Here is an 18,057-nt window from a genome sequence, read left to right as displayed (position 1 = left end):
GCGGCTTCAGCGATGGACCCGCCTGCGTCGGCCGATCCGCCGGGGAGAATCCATCCGTCCTTGTAAGTCGGGTGGACCAGGAGGATGCGGCTCCCGCTGTCCCGGACGAGGACGACGGCCCCCAGGCGTCGGGGCGGAGGGTTGGTGTGGTCGGTGGGCTGGTGTCCCATAACGCCGAACACCTGTCGTGCGGTGTCGCGTACGAACTCCCCAATCTCAGGGCTCGGCATCGTGCCCGTTTCCGTAGCCATGCGATGACGCTATGAGAGGAAACGGTCACCAAGGGATACAGCTTGTACCCCTGCGTTCGTGTACCCCTGTGCAGCGGCCCCTACGGAGTCCGCAAGCTCGCGAGCGCCGTCCCGGATCGAGACTGGCGAGTGCAGCACGAGATCTGCGGCGAGCCATCGAGCCGACGGCACGTAACGCACCGCTTCCGGGGACGCTTTGAAACCCCGCTGGAGGTAGTGGAGCGACCCTGCGTGTTCACGTCGTGCGTACTGAGAGCGGGCGGCGTCGACCAAGAGGCGCGAGCGTCGCTCGACGGACGTAATGGAGTCCGGGATTGCGTCAGCAGCCCTGCGCAGGGCTGCCCCTGGCGTTCGCAGGTCCACCCCGATGGTCACAGCGTGCACCGCGACGTTCCCGGCACCGAAGGCGGTCCAGGGGTGCGCGTACCCGGTCGGCAGTTGCCTCGCGGTGCGGTCTGCCTCGTCGTGCCAGCGCCAAGCGGTACCGTCGCTGCCCTCCTGAGCAGCTGTCACGGCCGCATGCAAGCACAGAGCCCCGAAGGTGCTCCGAAGATGCTGAGAGCCGCCCTCCAGGCGCGGGCGCAAGCTCTCGGCGGCCTCCGCCGCCAGGCGAAGGGCCTCTTCCGTGTGGCCGGAGTTACGCAGGCCGTTGCCCGTGATCCAGGCAGCAAAGGCGAGCAGAACGGGGTCGTCGGACTCCTCGCAGGCCATGCGCGCACGATCCACGACGATCCAGTACAGCTCGGGCTCTGCGACGTGCGCCGAAAACTGCTGGGCGAGGGCGTACGCCTCCGCCATGACCCCGTAGGCCCGCCGCCGGTCTCGCTCTTCGTCCCCCGGGATGCGGCGTGCACGGCGGCCAGCAGAGCTGGCAGCGTGGTGCCCACCTCTGTGCGCTGGTGACGGGAGGCGTGCCACACCGTCCACGACTGCCGCACGCGGCCGGCCAGCACGTCGAGACTCTCCGGCGGGCTCGCCGGGCGATGGAACATGCCTGCGTGCACGGCGTCGCGCAGCCAGGGAACGGCGGGGCGAGTGAACTTACGGATTTCCGGCACGGGGATCGACGCGTCGCCACCCGTCAGCGCAGACAGGTCGTCCAGGTGAAGAGTCTGAGCGATGCGCGCCACCATGGACAACGAGCGGACTTCCCGCTCTCCACGCTCGACCTTCTTCAGCCACACCTCGGAGCGTCCGACCAGTCCGGCAAGGACCGCCCGCGTCATGCCGCGTCGCTCGCGGTGGCACCGGATACGCCGCCGGGCGTCAGCTCGAATGGCGTTGTGTCGCTCAGATCTACTCCCGGCCTCTCCGCGGCCCGCCGGCCGCGCCGTGCCCGTCGGCATGGTGACACGCTTCGCAGAGGCTGGCACCCATCTTCCGCTTACCCGGGGGCGGCGGTCGCAAAGCCAGTGTGAAGCCCTCACAGCCGCGGTGTCAGGGTGCCAGCCTCTACCGGTAGAGGTGTGCAGGCGCCAGCCACGTCACCGCCATCACCAGTTCCGTCGGCTCGTCCCCGTCTCCGGGCTCATCAGGGGCGGGCGCCTGGCGCACCTGCTCGATCTGCCGCTCGATACCGCGCAAGTTCTCCTGGAGATCCATGGTCACCGCCCCCGTCGACGGTGACCTTCAGCGGATCGCCCAGCAGCTTCGCTCGCCGCTCTCCCAGCACCTCCAGCGCCACCGCGCGCACCGACCGCAGCCGGAAGAACCGGCGCTCCAGGCCGGCCGGGTCGGCATCCGGCCCGAGCTGGGCCAGCAGCCACGCCCTCTGAAATTCATCCACCAGATCCCCTTCCCCCAACACGAGGCCGGCCCGGCACCGGAGGCGTTCCCGGTACCGGGCCGTACGGGCGACCGTCACCTGCGAGGGCCGCCCCTGACACCGGCTTGTTGAGGTAGGGGAACTCCTGGCGCAGCCTGCCGGTCGCGCAGTCCGCGTCCAGCCCGCCGTCTACCGTCTTGCGCAGAGCCATCTGGAACATCTCTTCGGCGACGTCCTCGACGAGGTTGCGTCCGTTGCGGCGGCCACCGGTGAACTGTCCCGCGTGCCGATGCGGTAGCGGAGGATGTCCGGCGTCAGGAGGTCGCGAACCTCGGCCGCGTACTGCTTGGCATCGCCCTGGCACCCGTTGGCCTCGACAGCCTTGACGACCTTGTTCTGGATCTGGTTGCCCCAGGTGCTGTAGTCGGCGGCGGGCTGGGTGGCTCCGTAGTCGTCAGCCTCGTTGAAGCCGAACAGCATGGAGATCAGGGGGATGGCAGCGCGGTCGGTCTGGCGCCAGGCTTCGCCGGCGTCGGTGGGTACTGCGATGGCTCCCAGTACCCAGTGGCGATGCCATGGAAGAAGTCGTCCGGGATCTCGACCGCGATGGTCTGGACGTTCTTGTCGGAGAATGCGTTCTTGGCCTTGTCCGGGTCGTAGCCGCTCAGGTCCAGGGCCTTGCCCTTCACCACGGACGTGCGGACCGCACTGACGACGGTGGGCTCGATGTAGAAGGGTCCCCCGCGGTCCCGGCCCAGAAACGGATGCCGCCCGCACCGGTGGTCTCCTTGCCCGTCTTCGTGCGGGCCACGACGATGCCGTCAGCGTCGCGATTGCAGGCGTCGGGCCCGGTCAGCAGGGACAGCGTGGCTTCCTGCCGGCCGCGCCAGTCGTGATCACCGAAGGTAACGCGGAGGGTGAAGTCTTCACGCGCGTCGCTGATAACCTCGGGCTTTCACGGGATGGGTCGTCCGAGGGGTGATCGCACACGCGAAGAGCGCTGCTGACCTGCAACGATAGGGCTTGTCCAGAGTCCGGATCGTCGCGTGGAAAGAAGCACTCCTCAGGTGAAGAAGCGTATCGGGTCCACTTCGGCGACGCGACCGGCGCGGGACTCGCCCTGCTGCGCGAAGAGCGGCCGGACATCGCCCTGCTGCAGGAGTGCAAACGTCCGGTGCACCACGGCCCTGGACGCGTTCTCGCCGCGCGAGGCGTACCCGTACCGCGTCATTGCCGGGGGCGACCCGGCCGAGGGCTCCGCGATCCTCAGCACCCGCCCGCTCACGAAGCGTTCCGCGACATCCTCGACACCGGCCTGCGCGACAGCACCATGGCCCTCGGCGCTTCTCGCACCCCGACCTGGTCATGTCCTGCTCAGCGACGCACTGGCGCCGACGGCGAGTTCCTTCCATGACCTCGACGGCTCCGACCACCGCGCGGTGCTCGTGGACCTCGGCCCCCGCTGACGCCTTCCGTTCGGCGCCGGTCACGGCATGCGGTGGTTCGCGCCCGACGCCTGCCGACTGGCCGGACGGCCCCGCCGCGGCCCGGTATCCGGCCAACTCCGGCCCTCCCCCAGCGTTCTTGCTCTAACCTGTCACGCGCCGCCGCGGGTCCTGGTGACGTTCGCGGCGGCGCGCTCCAGTGCATGTGCCGTTCGAAACTTGCGAGGGTTGGGGAACCGGTGAGTGCTTTTACCAGGGCATGTGGTGTGCTGCTGACGTTGGCGTGTCTTGGCGGTGTGGGGGCGTGCTCGCAAGAGGAGCCTTCCGGTGCTGAGGGTTCCGGTGCCCGTGCGGGCGGGGACGGCAACGATGCGGATAAGCCGGAAGGTATCGGGGACGAGTTCCCGGAGAAGGACGTGATCATCAGCGCCAGCTGCACGCCCGGCACGAAAACGGCGGACGACTGGTACGGCGGGGTGATCTCCGTCGACGGCTGGGAGCCCGGCAGCTTCAAGCACGTGGCGCACACGGAGTTCCGGCTGCCCGATACAGCCCTTGTGGGCATGACGGACGACACCGCGATCGCCGCGCTGTGCCATCCGGCGGAGAAGGGCGACATCTCCAGCATGAGGTCGCTGTTCGACCGGGATTTCACGAAAATCGCGGTGGTGACCGTGGACCAGCAGACCGGAGATCCGCACGTCGGATACGTGGACCGGCAAGGAAAGTTCACCGACCTCACGGGAGAAGCGGAAGCAGACTTCGGAGAGGATCCTGAAGAGAAGGCCGCGGCCTTCTCGCCGGAGGGCGACGCGGTCTGGCTGACCTACAACGACGGCGAGGAGACCGTCGTTGCGAGCCGGCCGGTCGACGGCGGCCACGAACTGGTGGACCACGGGAGGGTGCCGTACGGTGACTTGATCACTACGGTGGGGACGCCGACCAAGGCCGTGTTGGGCGATCACATCACGCTCTCTCCGGATGGACAGCACCTGGCCACCGGCAGAGGCGTGGTGAAGGTGCCCCAGGAGCGCGTGTTCCTCGCGAGCACGGTGACTGAGGAGGACAACGTCATCGGCACCGACTGCACAACGGTGGGCTGGGTCGACGACGACACGGTGCTGTGCACCGAGTTGTCCAACTACAGCAGGGTCGATCTGGGACCCAACGCCCAGCCCGGAGAGCCCATCCTGCCCGAAAACTCCGACAGACTCTTCACAACGGCGGCATCTCCCGGCGGCGAGCAGATCAGCTTCATCACCGAAGACGGCGACCTCTACGAGCACTGGATCACCGACACCACGCCCGGCTCCACCCCCGAGAAGGTCGAGCCGGGCGGCGACTTCGCCGCACTGGAGAGCACACCCGTCTTCATCGACTGGCGTTGACCTCCCGGGTGTGATGCGATGCATCGCAAGGCAGAGGGTCGCCCACCACGGCAACGGCACGGCTGCCCGGCCCGTCCGCGGACCTTGGCTCTGCCACGTGAGGCGCGGCGTGCCCGGTGGCTTCCAGGAGAGTCAACGTCGCTCCGACCTGCTGACCAGGCGGCCTCCACGCATGCGTGACGTCCCTGGCCCCGGGCTTTCACTGGCTGGGGCGGCCGATGGGTGATCGCACACGCGACCCGTTAGCCTCGGGCTTTCATGAGGCCGGGTGTCCGACAGGCGGTCAGACAAGCGGAAAGTGCCTCTGACCAGCAAGAAAGAGGATTGTCGAGGTCCTTGTTCCTGCCACCGTCGCAGGCACTTCCCAGGGTGAAGAAGCGTATCGGGTCCTATCCGCGTGTTCGCGTCGAGGGCCGCGGCCGGACGGTCGTCTCGCAGGCCGGTGGCGTCTTGCTGGTGGAGACGGTTCGCAAGACCGGCCTGGACCAGACGATATCGGCGGCTCTGACGCCCTGGCGCCGGCCCCGGGCGGTGCACGATCCGGGGAAGGTCTTGCTGGATGTGGCGCTCGCGGTCGCGCTCGGCAGGGACTGCCTGGGCGACGTGGGGACGCTGCGGGCCGAGCCGGCCGTGTTCGGCCCGGTGGCCTCCGATCCGACGGTCTCCCGGCTCGTCGACACCCTCGCCGCGGCGGGGCCGAGGGCTCTGGCCGCGATCCGCACCGCACGAGCCCAGGTCCGCGAACACGTCTGGAAAGCGGCCGGCCCAGCGGCCCCGGACGCCGATGGGTCGGTGGTCGTCGACATCGACGGGGTGGCTGGTGCTGGCCCATTCCGAGAAGCAGGACGCCGCGGCGGCCTGGAAGCGGACGTTCGGGCACCATCCGCTGATGGCGTTCGCCGACCACAGCCCGGCAGGCGGTGGAGAACCCGTCGCGGGCCTGCTGCGGCCCGGCAACGCGGGCAGCAACACCGCGAGTGATCAGATCACGGCGGCCCAACTGGCCCTGGCCCAAGCTGCCGAAGAAATACCGACGGGGGCGCCGGACCCTGACCCGGACCGACTTCGGTGGCGGCACCCATGAGTTCGTGGCCTGGCTCGCCCAGCGTGGACGCTGGCTGTCGTACTCGCTCGGCATACCCCTCACCGACGCCGTCCGCCAGGCCGTCTTGAAGGTCCCGGCCTCGGCCTGGACGCCGGCCGTCGAGGCGGATGGCGAGATCCGTGACGGCACCTGGGTCTCCGAACTCGACGGGGACGTCCTGAAGGGCTGGCCGACGGGCATGCGGCTGATCGCCCGTAAGGAACGGCCGCATCCCGGCGCCCAGCTGCGTTTCACGGACGCTGACGGACTGCGGCTGACCTGCTTCGTCACCAACACCCCGGCCCGGAGATCGCCGAGCTGGAGGTGCGGCACCGCCGCCGTGCCCGCGCCGGGGACCGTATCCGTGCCGCCCGCGCCACCGGACTGCGTAACCTGCCCCCTGCACGACGCCGCGCAGAACCAGATCTGGCTGGAGATCGTCCAGCTCGCCCTGGACCTACCGCATCCGGCGCGGCGGGGGCGCGACGGGCGCGGAGGGCGTCGACTTCCACCAGCCGTCGGGCGAGCACACCGCCCTACGAGACCGCGCCCCTCTCCACGACGCGACCCAGCTTGTCGACCGCCTGGTAGTAGGTCCACGCCGTCGCGTCACAGGAGGCCTTGGTGGCGCCTGTGTACCTGGCGCACACCCGTTTCATGTCGGCGTACATCGCGCTGTCAAGACGGGCCTTGTTCGCCTCGAAGGTGCCGGCGGCCTTGTAGTTCCGGTACCCGAAGTCGTGCCTGATGCACGAGTTGGCGAAGGGGAAACCGAAGGGGTTGTCGGGGGAGGTGGAGCAGACGTCGGTCGACCAGTCGAAGCCGTACGCGCTCCAGCTGCCCTGGTCGGCTCTCGCGGCGAAGAACGCGTTGTAGCTGGAGGCGCTCGTCTGTGTCCAGTTGCTGAGGATCTGTGCCTTGTCGGCCGGCGCGGCGGAGGCGCTGGCGGCCGGGAGCAGTGCGGCGGCGAGGGCGAACGCGGCAGTGGCCAGAGGCGCGGTGGCGCGGCGGCGCATAGGGGTCTCCTCCGTGTGGGAAACATGGCTGTCCTGGCGGGTCTCGCTCACATGGGACACACGGCGTCCGTACGAGGTCTGCACGAACGCACACCCGAGCTATACGCCGTTCGTGTACATGCCAAACCACTTCGGACAAAAGGGAGTTGGGCCGGAACAAGCCAGACATGGCACACCACTGTTCCGTGCCTCGTCTGGCACATCCGGCCAGCTCCCGCGCCCAGGCGCCTCGCCCGGCGTCCCGACCGGCGGCAGCGTGTTGCGCATCGCACCGCCCGGCGCCCCCGCACCACCTGCCGTCACCTGGCGCTGCGGACTGCCCACCGGCGCGGATCGTGGCCATCCGTACGGAAGCCTTCGTCCTCACGCAAAGCAGACTCCTCGACGGCCGCCGCGCCACCACGCACTGGCGCGACACCGCCCGACTCTCCGCCTTCCCTCGGGTGCACATCGACCAGAACATGCTCCTGCCGGCCCCACCGGAGGACACCCGACTCCAATACGCCGCACAGCCCGCCCACACCGGCCAAAGCGGAGGAGTCATTGGCACCCCTGCTGGAGCGGGCCACCTCCCGGCTCGGCACCCGACTGACTCCCGACCGGCTTGCCGAACGCGCAGGGCTTTTCAGGCGGACCCCTCCCCCGGCAGTTCACCGAACACCTCGGCACCGGCCCGGGACAGTGGCTGCTCCGCCAACACATCAACGCGGCACGCGTCTTGCTGGAACAGACTGACCTGCCGGTCGAAGCCATCGCCACCCGCGTCGGACGCACCTCGGCAGTCGACTTCCGCCGCCGCTTCCGGGCACAGCTCGGCACCACACCCGGCGTCTGCCGACGCACCTTCAGCCAACCCCGATAGCGGAGTCCGGCGTCGAATCCCCTGTCGTGGGCGGAAGACCCACACCGCCGGAGGCCAGGACCGTGCCGTACACGGCGACCAGGAGCGTGTTGTGGCTGCCGCGTTCGTCCAGACGGCGGGGCAGGAACCGGGCCAGGACCATCATGAGCACGGTGATGGCCCGCCCACAGACCGCACCGAGCCGTCAGCCTGGGATGCCGGCGGAGCAGCCGCAGGAGCCCTCGCCCCTCCCGCCGACCACTCCCCTCGTCGGCTTCCGTACCGGAATCCCGTCCCGGAGAGACAGGAAGGGCCAGCAGCCTGGCCGCGCTCGGTGGAAGAGCAATGAGGTGTACGGCAAAGGGCGCGTGCCAGGAGAGATTGCCCAAGCCCCGGCGGCAAGCGGACAAAGGCATCCACCCGTTGTGGTGACGGTGGTCCGCCATCCCATGGCCCGGTCGCGGGCCGCGCCCCGGTGCCGGCTGAGGCCACGGTGGAGCAGGGGAACACCGCCGCGCGCCCACTCCGAGCAGGAGCCGGAAGGCCGCCCGGAGGCCGCCCCACCACCCGGCCGGAAGGTCATGCCCGAAAACCGGACCCGAAGGTCGCGGCCCGACGGGTGGTGTACGAGCGCCAGGCCCTTTCCCCGGTTGGGATTGCCAAACGGAACAACGTTCCGTAACGTAAACGGAACAGGGTTCCGATCCGGGTGTCTCCAGACCCGGTGGCCTCCCCTTCTGCCCGCGGCCCATCGAGGCCAGCGGCAGCTCACCCGTCACGACATGAGGAGATTCTCAGATGATTCTGGTCACCGGAGGACTCGGCTTCATCGGGTCCCACACCGTCCAGGCCCTCCTGGACGCGGGCGAGGAATGCGTTCTGGTCCAGCGCCGCGCCGTCGAGCCTCCGGCCGGGCGTTTCGACAGGCCGGTCGCGGTGGAGCAGGTCGACATCACCGAACCGGGGGCGCTGCTCGACGTCGGCAAGCGCCACAGCATCACCGGCATCGTGCACCTCGCGGGATCCATGCCCTGGCCGCCGAGCCCCGACCAGCCCGTGGAAGCGGCCCGCAAGGCCATCGGCGGCCTGCTCAACGTCCTGCAGGCTGCGCAGGACTGGGGCGTGAGGCGCGTGGGGGTCGCGAGCACGATCGGCGTCTACGGCGCCGGGACCGGAGGACCACTCACCGAGGACATGCCCCTGCCCATGGACTCCGGGCACCTCATCCCGGCCTTCAAGAAGATCGGTGAACTGCTCAACGGGCACCTGGCCGATGCCACCGGCATCGAGATCGTCAACCACCGCATCTCCGGCATCTGGGGACCGCTCGAACCCCATGGCGCGCTGTTCTTCGCCGCCCCCGAACTCGTCCACGCGGCCGTACGCGGAACCGAGCCGGACCTCTCTTCGCTGCCCGCCCCCGCGTACGCCGAGGACTCCATCGATCTCTGCTACGTCAAGGACGCGGCCCGGGCCATCGCCCTCCTCCAGCTCACGGACCGACTCAACCACAGCACCTACAACGTCGCTTCCGGCCGTGCGACGACCAACGCCGAGGTCATCGCCGCGATCCGGAAAGTCATTCCCGGCGCCCGGATCGACCTGCCCGCGGGCGGGAGCACCCCGCAGAGCCACCTCGACATCACACGCCTCCGGCAGGACACGGGCTACCGGCCCGCCTACGACACCGAACGCGCCGCCGCCGACTACATATCCTGGCTCGGCGCGGGCCACGAGCGCTGAGCCCAAGCACGAACCCGCCGACCTGAGCACGGTACGTCCCGTGTGCCGCTGTGCCCCGCGGGCGGCCGCTGCTGCCGGAGGCCCGGTCCTCCGTGCACTTGGGACCGGACTTCCACGGCAGCCCTAAAATGCGGGTATGCAGCCGGACATGGCAACCCTCGCGGCACCGGACAGCGCTCTGGACGCGTTGCTGATCACTGTGATCGTCTTGGCGGCTCTGGCGTACTGCGTCGTGCTCATCGTCGCACCGAAACCAACCCTGATACTCAGCTTCTCCGCCGCGCTCTGCTTCGCCGGCGGATACTTCTGCGCCCTGGGACTGGACGCCAGCCGGCCGATCGCGGGGTTGAGCGGTGGCGGTGTCTTGCTGACCGCCGTTCTGGTGTTCGCCGTCCTTGCGTCGAAGAGCATCAAGCGAGACGCCGAAGAACGCCGACTGGAATGGGAAGCCCGTCAGGCACAGGCGGGAAAGCATGCCGACATGCGGCGTTACTGGAGGAGCACCGACTGACAGGGCATCCCGGCGGGCCGGCTGGGTGGAGACCCTGGCCCGCGACGGGCGTTCGGGCGCCGCGCGCGCCGTGGTGAGTGTCCCCGGCGCCCGTCCGCCCGGTCACGGCCCGGCCGCCCCCTGGTCCCCCGCGCTCTGGCCCGCCGGGCCCTCGCCGTGCTCGATGCCGATCTCCTGCGGTGGCCCGCCGCCCCGGTCGACGAAGAACTGCCAGATCGTGACGAGCGCGATGAACTGCCCCAGCACCGACGCCGTCTGGAGCGAGAACGCCCGCCGGGTGTGCGCATCGTCATCCGACTGCCCCCGCTCCAGGCGGCGCAGCAGGGCGTGGACCTCCCGATAACGCCAGGCCCGGTCGGGAAGTTTGACGCGGTCGCCCTCGTGGAGCGCCGCACCGAGGAGGCCCCCGGAGCGTTCGAGGGGCTGCTCCAGCACCGCCCTGAGCCGGCCCGGCGCGACCGCCACGTGCAGGGAGCCCATAGCGAGCAGCAACCCGGGTGATGGCCCAGTTGCAGGTGAACCTCGACGCCGATGCCCCTTCTTCCCCGGGGTGACGCGCGGCAGGCGCGTCCGCCGTTCGGCCCACGGCCCAGGGAGTTCCCTCGACGATGCGGGCTGCCACGGCCATGACCAGCACGCCCTCGAAACGGACTGCAGGAAACCACTGCTCCCCGCAGCGGCAGCCCGGCGCGCATGGCAAGGAACCGAAGCAGGCACACCGGGGCCCGCCCGCCGAGCCGCCCCCGGCCGGACAGGGCTGTCGGGCTGACCCGTTGCCCTCGTTGCACCCTGGAAAGTCATAGGGGCACTTCGAATGTCAGGTTCAATACCCTGGCGGCGTCCGCTCGTTAACCGGCAACACATCCACTCGAGGGGTACAGACGTGCGCATTCCAGCCAAGACGGTGACAGTAGTCACGATGGGCCTGGCCACTGTGCTGTTCGCCGCCGCGCCCTCCTCCGCTGCGTCCTTCAGCTGGACACGGAGCTGCAACACCACCTACTACGCCGTCCTCAATTCCACCGCCGCGGAGACCAGCAAGGGGCCCAACGGGTCCTGTGCGGGCTACGCCTATGTGAAAGTCAAGAGGGGCGACACATGGTACAACTGGAAGAGCGATCCAAAGGTCGCACGAATTTACCAGGGTACCGGCGGAATTAAGATCACGGAAAGCATGCACAAGGGCTGCAGTGGCTGCGAAGTGCACACTCTTCACTGGTGAGCGCCACCCAGTTTCATCCGCTCAGGAAACTGTGAAGCAATTCTCGTCAGGCGACCGGCCCTCGGGTCAAGACTTTCCACAACTCCCGACCAAGGTGGTATGAGCTTCGTGCGCAGCAGAATGAAGAGTACGGCAGCAGTCGGCGCAATGGGCGTGGCCGCGGTGATATTCGCCGCTTCACCCGCGTCCGCAACCACTATGAATTGGCAGCGCAGCTGCGGAACTACGTACTACGCGACCGTCGACGGGGTACACGCGAAGACTCTGAAGGGTGGTGACGGTTCATGCGCGGGCTACTCTTATGTCAGAGTCAAGCTCAACGGAACATGGAGCTCCTGGAGGCTCGACCCCTACATTGCGAGGATCAATCACTCGAACATTCAGGCCAGCCAGCACAAGGGCTGCAGTGACTGCTCAGTGAAAACCCTGTATCCGTAGCTCCAGTTTCGCTTTCGTGCTTTCTGTCCAGCCGTGCTTTGCGGTTTCTGACCGGGCATCTGGCAGTACGGCGGCGGGAGATTCTGACCGGGCATCTGGCAGTACGGCGGCGGGAGATTGCGACGCGGTGGTGACGCCTGCCAGCCGGCCGTCAGGCCCTTGTCGTCCTCGCCTGTCTGCGGTGCGGTGACATATACGCCCAACTCTCGGCCGGGTCAGGGCTGGTTGGCCGGACTGGACGAGCACCAGGTTCACCGCTTCACCTCCTGGTCCCGCTGGGTCACCCTGACCATGCCCAGTCGTAGAAGCGGTGCCCCTTGGCGCCGGCCCGCCAACAGCTTCTGCCAGGCCCGCCTGGGCACCTCGGCGACCAGGGCATCCGCTCGGCACTTCCCGGCCTGCATGCCACCAGGACTCTCCTCCCCGGCCCACTCGGCGATGCTCCAGCAGTTCTTCCGCGGCAGGTCCGCCAGCAGCCCGCGCACGAAGTCCCGCGTCCGAAGGCGTGGTTCGACCCGCGCGAACCTCGCCGCCGTCCGGCCCGTCAGCCCCTCGAACGCCTCCTGCCACCGGGCAGGGCCTACGCTGTGAGCTGCGGCCACCGCATGATCTTCGTTTGTCCACACGGCTCACGATGTCATCGGCGGCCGCAGCCGTCTTCTCACAGGCCCTGACCAGCCAACATTGCGATCTGTGCCTGGAGTGGGCGGCGGTCGAAGGGGCGATGCAGGCGCGCAGCCCCGTATCAGGAGGACACATGCGACGTGGCGAAGTCTGGTGGGCAGATTTCAACGAGCAGCGGGCAGTCGTACTGCTGTCGGGAGAAGAGGCGTCCGGTTTCTTGGCGATGCAGGTCGTCGCTCCCGCGGGCACCGATCTCAGCGGCGTGGCCGTTGAGGTGGCAGTTGGTGCCCCCGAAGGACTGCCTCTCGATGGCGTCCTGAGAGTCGCACTTCCACGTCCCGGCCTCGTTCCTTGCACTTGGCTGGTCACCCTGGCCAGGGAAGACCTGATCGGGCAGGCGGGCGTCCTGCCGTCCGCGAAGCTCAGCGAGATCGAGGACGCCCTTCGTCTCGGTGGACTCAAGTAGGCAGAGAGGGACGGACGCCGCCGATGGCGCGGCCGGTCTCGTCGAGATGGTCGAGGTGGCCGCGCCATGTCAGCGGCGCCCCCCACTCAGTCACGATCTACGGCTGGAGTATGAGGCATCGGGTTACGACCGTGTTCCGCTCCACACGCGAGGGCTGTCGGGGTCCTGTCCGGCCATCGCCCCGCCCCTCGGCGAGGCGATGGCCACGATGCGTGCGAAAGCGGTCGGTCGTCGTCCTCGACGGCACCCTGCTGTCCAGCGACCGCATCGCAGCCGACACCCGTCGCCTCAAGTGGTGGTAGCACCGTCACAACAGCAGTCACGCCGAGATATGCTGTCTCGGTCGGCAGACCATGGCCGACCTCAGGATTTCGCGCCTTTTACGGGTACTGCGCTGCAGCACCAACCGGATCACCGATAGCGTGAAGTTTGTTTTCGCCTTTCACCAGGCCTCAACGTGAGTCGGAATAAGAGGTCGTCTCACGTGGCAATTTCCGCGAGCTTCTTGAGTAGCTCAGGGCGGTGGCCATGGCCAGGCTTCGGCTCTGCCGGTCGTTGCGGTCCACGTACGGGATCTTGAGGTCACGAGTAGCCCATGGCAGGCTCATGCGCGTGATCGATGAATTCGCGAAGAACAGCCTGCACGGGAGACTGCGGCGGGACCGCAAGGTGCTGCTCTGGAAACTCGACGGCCTGTCCGAGTACGACGCCCGCCGACCTTTGACAGTGACCGGGACCAACCTCCTCGGCCTGGTCAAACACGTGGCCAGCGTCGAGGCCAGGTACTTCGGCGAGGTCTTCGACCGGCCGTCCCCGGAACCGCTGCCTCGGTGGCAAGAGCACGACGGCAGCGATCTGTGGGCGGCTGAGGACGAGGCGCGCGATCAGATCATCGAGTCCTACCGGCGCACCTGGGAACATTCGGACGCGACGATCGACGAGCTTGCCCTCGATGCCCCCGGCCACGTGCCGTGGTGGCCGGAGCCTTATGCCGACACGAACCTGTTCGCCATCCTGGTCCACGTCCTCGGCGAGACCAACCGGCATGCCGGGCACGCCGACATCCTGCGCGAAGGCGTCGACGGCCGAACCGGGATGCGCCCCGAACATGAGATGCAGATTGATCAGGAAGCCCGCGACGCCTACTACGCGAAGATCGAGCAGACCGCCAGATCGGCCGCATCGGCCAAGGCATAGAGAGCTGTGCCACGTGATTTGATGTTCGAGCGGCATGATGGCGCCGTAAGGGCTGATCTGTCGAAGCGTCTGGTCCCTGATGAGCTTTGAGAGCTGGTGGCCCCGCTACTGCCGTCGTTCGCGGCTCGACCGCAAAGGTGGGGCGGGACCGCTCCGCGTGATGAGCGGGCGGTGTTCACGGCTGTAACGTACATACTCACGAGTGGGTGTGCGTGGCGGTGTCGGGTGCGAACCTGCACGACAGCCAGGCGTTCAAGCCGCTCATCCTTGGGTTACCGGCCGTCCGCTTCCGGCGCGGACCCCGCCGCGGACGACCGGTGAAGGTCCGCGCGGATAAGGCGTATTACTCCGCGGAGCACCTGCGTTGGCTCCGCGATCGCCGCCTCGTTCCTCGGGTCGCCCGGCCCGGCATCGAGTCCGGTGAGCGCCTTGGCCGGCATCGCTGGAAGATCGAGCGGTCGATCGCCTGGCTTTTGGGCTACCGCCGCCTCACTGTCCGGTACGAACGAAAAGGCGTCACTTCCTCGCCTTCCTCGGCCTCGCTGCAGCCCTCACGCTGCAAGAGACTCGCAGAACTCACCACGTGAGACATCCTCTGAGGCTCGGTGCATCCCGGTGCGGTCACGGTCCGCGTCCTCCTCGCGTGCTCCGCAACAAGCAGGAACTCGCCATTGCGGCCATCCGTGAGGCCCAGAAATCAGACCGGCGGGGGGGAGGCCGATTGAAGTCCTGGCCCAGCTCGTGGACAACGATGCAGCAATTCTGGACTGCCTGAAGTGACCGAAGTGCGTCGCATCCAGATCGGCCAACCGACGGCTACTCCGGGCCGCCAGTCAATCGGCTGAACCTCCGGGCGCGGCGATGCCGGAGCCAACGAGCCACGACACCGCTGGTGAGAAGCAGCATCACCACCCCGACCATCACGCCGGTGACCAGCAACTCGCCTGAACCGCCCCGCCGCACATCGAGGATTCCCGCGTAGACGAATAAAGCCATAACGCCGTCGAAGAACACGACGAAACCCCATTCGACGGCTCCGGGCCGTCCAGTTGGGTCGAACTGCGGTGGTGGACGGCTCAGCCACTCCCGGACGTCCATGACCAGCAGTACGACGAGCGGGCCGATGAACATCACGGCGATCACGACAGCCACCAAGCGCATAACAAGATCGTCGAGGTTCACAGCCAGAATCGCCGAACCCACACCGGCCACAGCCGTCCCCAACCGCAGCCCGATCTCCCCGAGCAACATCATCGCCACCCACCTCGCCGCTGCCCCAGGGCTGCCAAAGACGCCCACCGGTGACCCGCCCAAGCTCATGTCGTGGAAAGGTCCGGCTCCGGGGCCCCCTCCGAAGCGAGAGTAGCTCAGCCTGTCAGCTTCCCGGCCATGACAAGAGTGCCGCTGCGACAGCGATCAGCACCCGGAGCGGTGGTGGCACAGCAGACGAAACCAAACCCTGCGAGCAGCCCGGCGAACTGCGCGTACAACTCGGAATTCCTCCCGATGCCGGAAGGCAATCCGCAGTTCACATTGCCCGTGGGTCATGACAGAAGGCGCGGCCGGCTCGCCGAGGCATTGCAGGCAGTCGCTGAAGACATACGCCCACCCGGGCCGGCCCCGGGTGGGCATGTTCTCGCTCTGGGCCTCGCTCCGTCACGTGGCCCACCCGTCGGGCCGGGCGCCGGGGCGGAACCGGTGGTCGGCCCCGCGACCCGGGCCGTACCCCACCACGGGTATGGATGGCGCCGCCTACGACCCGCCCCACACGGGCCCGGGTGCGTAACCGCGTCTGCCTCCGGCGGGCAAACACACTCCGCAGTCCGGCTGACAAGCAACTGCCGACATCGACGGTGACCCGGTACTCGGCTGCGTCTCGCCGGAAGGCCCCGGCCGGCCCGGCTCGGTAGCATGCGGCGCATGGCCATCAGACTTGAGAACGTCGGCATTGCCGTTCGCGACCTCGAAGCAACGATCTCCTTTTTCACCGACCTCGGTCTCACGGTCGTCGGCCGCGACACGGTCAGCGGAGAGTGGACCGAAACCGCCGTCGGCCTCGACGGCAACCACGCCAAAATCGCGATGCTCCAGACACCGGACGGTCAGGGCCGTCTCGAGCTCTTCGAATACATCCATCCCGAAGCGATCGAGTCGGAGGACACTCGCCCCAACGAGATCGGCATGCATCGCGTCGCCTTCGCAGTCGACGACATCGACAAAGCCCTTGAGGCAGCCGCAAAGCACGGATGCCGTCCACTGCGCGGTGTGGCGACCTATGAGGACGTCTACAAGCTCACGTACGTCCGCGGCCCCAGCGGCATCCTGGTGATGCTCGCCGAGGAACTGCAGAAGAACTGACGCCTGACCGGGTCGCTGCGCCCCGCCCCTCCAGGCGGCGGGCCGTCCGACTGCGCCGGGTCGTGGGCCAGTCATCCGCAGTTCCGGACACGGCGGGCGAGCGGGCGCAGCGGATGACGGACGACCCCGCCGCGCTCCGGTCCCGGGGAGCTGCGGCGCTCCGTACAGATCCATACGCGGCCCCCGTGGGCGCCGGTGGTGAGGCGTGGAGGTCGCGCGGTCACGCCCGACAACTCCGGTGACGCCGGCGGCCGTTTCGCGATAATGGTCGGCGTGGAACAGGTCGAGGTCGTCGTCGCCCATCAGGAGCGCGCCACCCTGCGCGTCGGTGATGTGTTCCTGAAGATCGACGCCGACCGGACGCGCACGGACACCGAGGTCTCGGCGATGGCGCTGGCTCCGGTCCCGACCCCGGAGGTCCTGTGGCGGAAGCCACCCGTGCTCGCGCTCGCCGCCCTCCCCGGGACGGCACTCGGCCGCCTCGGCGAGCCGTCGACCGCGCCATCGGCGGCGTGGGCCGCGGCGGGTGCGGCCGCACGGACACTGCACGACGCGCCGCTGCCGCCATGGCCCGGCCAGAACGCCGGCGAGATCGCGTCGCACCTCGACGGCGCATGCGAGTGGCTCGTCAGCAACGGCGTCCTGCCCACCGACGTGGTCACGCGCAACCGCCGGACCGCCGAGGCGGCGCTCCGGCCGTGGACACCGGTGTTCGCCCACGGCGACCTGCAGGTCACCCACATCTTCGTCGACGGTGACGCGATCACCGGCGTGATCGACTGGTCCGAGGCGGGCCCGGGCGATGCCTTGTTCGACCTCGCCACCTTGACGCTCGGACACGAGGAACACCTCGAAGACGTCCTCGCCGGCTACGGCACCGACGTCGACCTCGACGTGATCCGCGCATGGTGGTCACTGCGAAGCCTGCGAGCAATCCCCTGGCTGACCCGGCACGGCTTCGACCCGTCGCCCGAAATCGCCGTGCTGAGATCCCAGACGTGAGACCGCGCCATCCCGGCAGGCTGTCGAAACGTGCGAAGTCGTAGTCGATGGAGGCGACCATCTGTTCTGCTTTCGCATCCCGCAGGACGGCCCGGTCCTTGCGGGTCTCCACCGCCCGCCCGTACAGCGGGATCAGCAGCGTTTCCTGGACACCACCCAAGTGCACCCGCCGTTCGGTCACTTCACCCTTGACGTAGGCGCGCCCGGAGCGGGCACGGCACTTCGAGCTGCACCGCCCCGCCCTCCCCCGGATCCGGAAGCCGGGCGGCTGCCGGTGCTGTGCCGGGCCGGGCGGTGCCGTGGCTGCGACCACCGCCCGGCCCGCAGTATCAGGCGCGAACGTCTCCAGCGGATACGAGTCCGAGTCGTTCGTGCTCACACGCATCGTCGATGCCGTACGTCCCCCAGGGCGGGAAGGCGTCGTCGTCGGGTGCCGGTTCGCCGTCGGCCGGCAGGCAGCCCGACAGGGCCGCTTGCGGCTTCTCGGCCCGCAACCCGGTGCCGATGAAGACCAGCTCCTGCCCTTGCGTGCTGCCGACATCGCGGCCCCCGGAAGGCTCGAAGCGCGTGACAGCACCCGCCTGCGACCACAGTCCCGTCACCCGCGGCCTGCCGGCCAGCCCGGTATCCGTCCCGACAGGCCGGAAAGCATCCACTGCCGGGCCGCCGAGGTGGTCCGGTGTGTTCGGACCGAGTTCGCCGAGGC

General features: G+C 68.5%; 19 protein-coding genes and 7 pseudogenes. 14 read left to right on the top strand and 12 right to left on the bottom strand.

The features are described 5' to 3' along the window. From GCU69_RS33220 to GCU69_RS33685, 4 genes and pseudogenes are all read right to left on the bottom strand, one after another. Positions 1-251: NUDIX domain-containing protein (locus tag GCU69_RS33220; RefSeq protein WP_218037921.1), on the bottom strand; the 251-nt coding region annotated here is incomplete at its 3' end. 9 nt (positions 252-260) lie between these two features. Continuing rightward, positions 261-1,049: a hypothetical protein gene (locus tag GCU69_RS33695; RefSeq protein ID WP_235978461.1), complete on the bottom strand. Its 789-nt coding sequence runs from the start codon at positions 1,047-1,049 to the stop codon at positions 261-263. A 356-nt stretch (positions 1,050-1,405) separates the two neighbouring features. After that, a pseudogene (locus tag GCU69_RS33690) lies at positions 1,406-1,477 on the bottom strand (hypothetical protein); the annotation flags it as partial. A gap of 226 nt (positions 1,478-1,703) precedes the next feature. Continuing rightward, positions 1,704-1,859 carry a hypothetical protein gene (locus tag GCU69_RS33685; protein WP_235978458.1) on the bottom strand — a complete coding sequence of 52 codons (156 nt, stop codon included), beginning with the start codon at positions 1,857-1,859 and terminating at the stop codon, positions 1,704-1,706. Between GCU69_RS33685 and GCU69_RS33680 the strand changes: the two genes are divergently transcribed. Further along, the gene (locus GCU69_RS33680; RefSeq protein WP_235978457.1) at positions 1,852-2,148 is read left to right on the top strand and encodes a hypothetical protein; all 297 of its coding nucleotides are present in this window, start codon (positions 1,852-1,854) and stop codon (positions 2,146-2,148) included. The two genes, GCU69_RS33685 and GCU69_RS33680, sit on opposite strands and share 8 nt — an antisense overlap. Before the next feature lie 57 nt (positions 2,149-2,205). Here GCU69_RS33680 and GCU69_RS13890 read toward each other — a convergent pair whose 3' ends face one another. From GCU69_RS13890 to GCU69_RS13880, 3 genes are all read right to left on the bottom strand, one after another. Next, on the bottom strand, positions 2,206-2,496 hold the full coding sequence (locus GCU69_RS13890; protein WP_156206233.1) for a hypothetical protein: 291 nt from the start codon (positions 2,494-2,496) through the stop codon (positions 2,206-2,208). A 5-nt stretch (positions 2,497-2,501) separates the two neighbouring features. Beyond that, positions 2,502-2,708, bottom strand: a complete 207-nt coding sequence (locus GCU69_RS13885; protein ID WP_156206232.1) for a hypothetical protein — start codon at positions 2,706-2,708, stop codon at positions 2,502-2,504. 371 nt (positions 2,709-3,079) lie between these two features. Then, entirely contained in the window at positions 3,080-3,247 is a 168-nt protein-coding gene (locus GCU69_RS13880; RefSeq protein WP_156206231.1) for a hypothetical protein, read from the bottom strand. A 480-nt stretch (positions 3,248-3,727) separates the two neighbouring features. Between GCU69_RS13880 and GCU69_RS13875 the strand changes: the two genes are divergently transcribed. Further along, positions 3,728-4,849, top strand: a complete 1,122-nt coding sequence (locus tag GCU69_RS13875; RefSeq protein WP_156206230.1) for a hypothetical protein — start codon at positions 3,728-3,730, stop codon at positions 4,847-4,849. A 369-nt stretch (positions 4,850-5,218) separates the two neighbouring features. Further along, positions 5,219-6,393 (top strand): annotated as a pseudogene (locus GCU69_RS13870) (IS1380 family transposase); the annotation flags it as partial. Positions 6,394-6,469: 76 nt separating this feature from the next. Here the strand turns inward: GCU69_RS13870 and GCU69_RS13865 are convergent. Further along, complete coding sequence (locus GCU69_RS13865; RefSeq protein ID WP_156206239.1) at positions 6,470-6,949, bottom strand: phospholipase; 480 nt, start codon at positions 6,947-6,949, stop codon at positions 6,470-6,472. A gap of 604 nt (positions 6,950-7,553) precedes the next feature. Between GCU69_RS13865 and GCU69_RS33675 the strand changes: the two genes are divergently transcribed. The 3 genes from GCU69_RS33675 to GCU69_RS13850 all read left to right on the top strand — a co-directional run bounded on the left by GCU69_RS33675 (position 7,554) and on the right by GCU69_RS13850 (position 10,044). Next, positions 7,554-7,811 carry a helix-turn-helix domain-containing protein gene (locus tag GCU69_RS33675; RefSeq protein WP_235978456.1) on the top strand — a complete coding sequence of 86 codons (258 nt, stop codon included), beginning with the start codon at positions 7,554-7,556 and terminating at the stop codon, positions 7,809-7,811. A gap of 777 nt (positions 7,812-8,588) precedes the next feature. Beyond that, positions 8,589-9,533 carry an NAD-dependent epimerase/dehydratase family protein gene (locus tag GCU69_RS13855; protein WP_156206229.1) on the top strand — a complete coding sequence of 315 codons (945 nt, stop codon included), beginning with the start codon at positions 8,589-8,591 and terminating at the stop codon, positions 9,531-9,533. 136 nt (positions 9,534-9,669) lie between these two features. Further along, complete coding sequence (locus tag GCU69_RS13850; RefSeq protein ID WP_098754963.1) at positions 9,670-10,044, top strand: hypothetical protein; 375 nt, start codon at positions 9,670-9,672, stop codon at positions 10,042-10,044. Between the two features lie 102 nt (positions 10,045-10,146). On the opposite strand, the gene GCU69_RS13845 is transcribed toward GCU69_RS13850, so the two are convergent. Continuing rightward, on the bottom strand, positions 10,147-10,524 hold the full coding sequence (locus GCU69_RS13845; RefSeq protein WP_156206228.1) for a DUF6185 family protein: 378 nt from the start codon (positions 10,522-10,524) through the stop codon (positions 10,147-10,149). 403 nt (positions 10,525-10,927) lie between these two features. Between GCU69_RS13845 and GCU69_RS13840 the strand changes: the two genes are divergently transcribed. Next, positions 10,928-11,266, top strand: a complete 339-nt coding sequence (locus GCU69_RS13840; RefSeq protein ID WP_143671253.1) for a hypothetical protein — start codon at positions 10,928-10,930, stop codon at positions 11,264-11,266. Between the two features lie 730 nt (positions 11,267-11,996). Here GCU69_RS13840 and GCU69_RS34945 read toward each other — a convergent pair. Further along, positions 11,997-12,306: pseudogene (locus GCU69_RS34945) on the bottom strand (hypothetical protein); the annotation flags it as partial. A 14-nt stretch (positions 12,307-12,320) separates the two neighbouring features. Between GCU69_RS34945 and GCU69_RS13830 the strand changes: the two are divergent. The 5 genes and pseudogenes from GCU69_RS13830 to GCU69_RS13820 all read left to right on the top strand — a co-directional run. Continuing rightward, the gene (locus tag GCU69_RS13830; RefSeq protein WP_235978455.1) at positions 12,321-12,794 is read left to right on the top strand and encodes a type II toxin-antitoxin system PemK/MazF family toxin; all 474 of its coding nucleotides are present in this window, start codon (positions 12,321-12,323) and stop codon (positions 12,792-12,794) included. A 172-nt stretch (positions 12,795-12,966) separates the two neighbouring features. Beyond that, positions 12,967-13,072 (top strand): annotated as a pseudogene (locus GCU69_RS34940) (IS5/IS1182 family transposase); the annotation flags it as partial. A gap of 33 nt (positions 13,073-13,105) precedes the next feature. Further along, a pseudogene (locus tag GCU69_RS34730) lies at positions 13,106-13,255 on the top strand (IS5/IS1182 family transposase); the annotation flags it as partial. A gap of 151 nt (positions 13,256-13,406) precedes the next feature. Further along, a complete protein-coding gene (locus GCU69_RS13825) occupies positions 13,407-13,991 on the top strand; it encodes a DinB family protein (protein WP_156206227.1) in 585 nt (194 codons plus the stop codon). A 191-nt stretch (positions 13,992-14,182) separates the two neighbouring features. Further along, positions 14,183-14,578: pseudogene (locus GCU69_RS13820) on the top strand (transposase); the annotation flags it as partial. A gap of 229 nt (positions 14,579-14,807) precedes the next feature. Here the strand turns inward: GCU69_RS13820 and GCU69_RS13815 are convergent. Further along, complete coding sequence (locus GCU69_RS13815; protein WP_143671254.1) at positions 14,808-15,152, bottom strand: hypothetical protein; 345 nt, start codon at positions 15,150-15,152, stop codon at positions 14,808-14,810. A 759-nt stretch (positions 15,153-15,911) separates the two neighbouring features. On the opposite strand from GCU69_RS13815, the gene GCU69_RS13810 reads away from it, so the two are divergent. Further along, on the top strand, positions 15,912-16,349 hold the full coding sequence (locus tag GCU69_RS13810; RefSeq protein WP_098754978.1) for a VOC family protein: 438 nt from the start codon (positions 15,912-15,914) through the stop codon (positions 16,347-16,349). Between the two features lie 273 nt (positions 16,350-16,622). Further along, positions 16,623-17,351: a phosphotransferase family protein gene (locus tag GCU69_RS13805; protein WP_156206226.1), complete on the top strand. Its 729-nt coding sequence runs from the start codon at positions 16,623-16,625 to the stop codon at positions 17,349-17,351. A gap of 329 nt (positions 17,352-17,680) precedes the next feature. Here the strand turns inward: GCU69_RS13805 and GCU69_RS13800 are convergent. Beyond that, positions 17,681-17,971, bottom strand: a pseudogene (locus GCU69_RS13800) (GTP-binding protein); the annotation flags it as partial. Positions 17,972-18,057 lie beyond the last annotated feature (86 nt).

Source organism: Streptomyces lycii (assembly GCF_009735685.1).
In the GTDB taxonomy this organism is placed as follows: domain Bacteria; phylum Actinomycetota; class Actinomycetes; order Streptomycetales; family Streptomycetaceae; genus Streptomyces; species Streptomyces lycii.
This window is presented reverse-complemented; position numbering and strand designations above follow the sequence as displayed.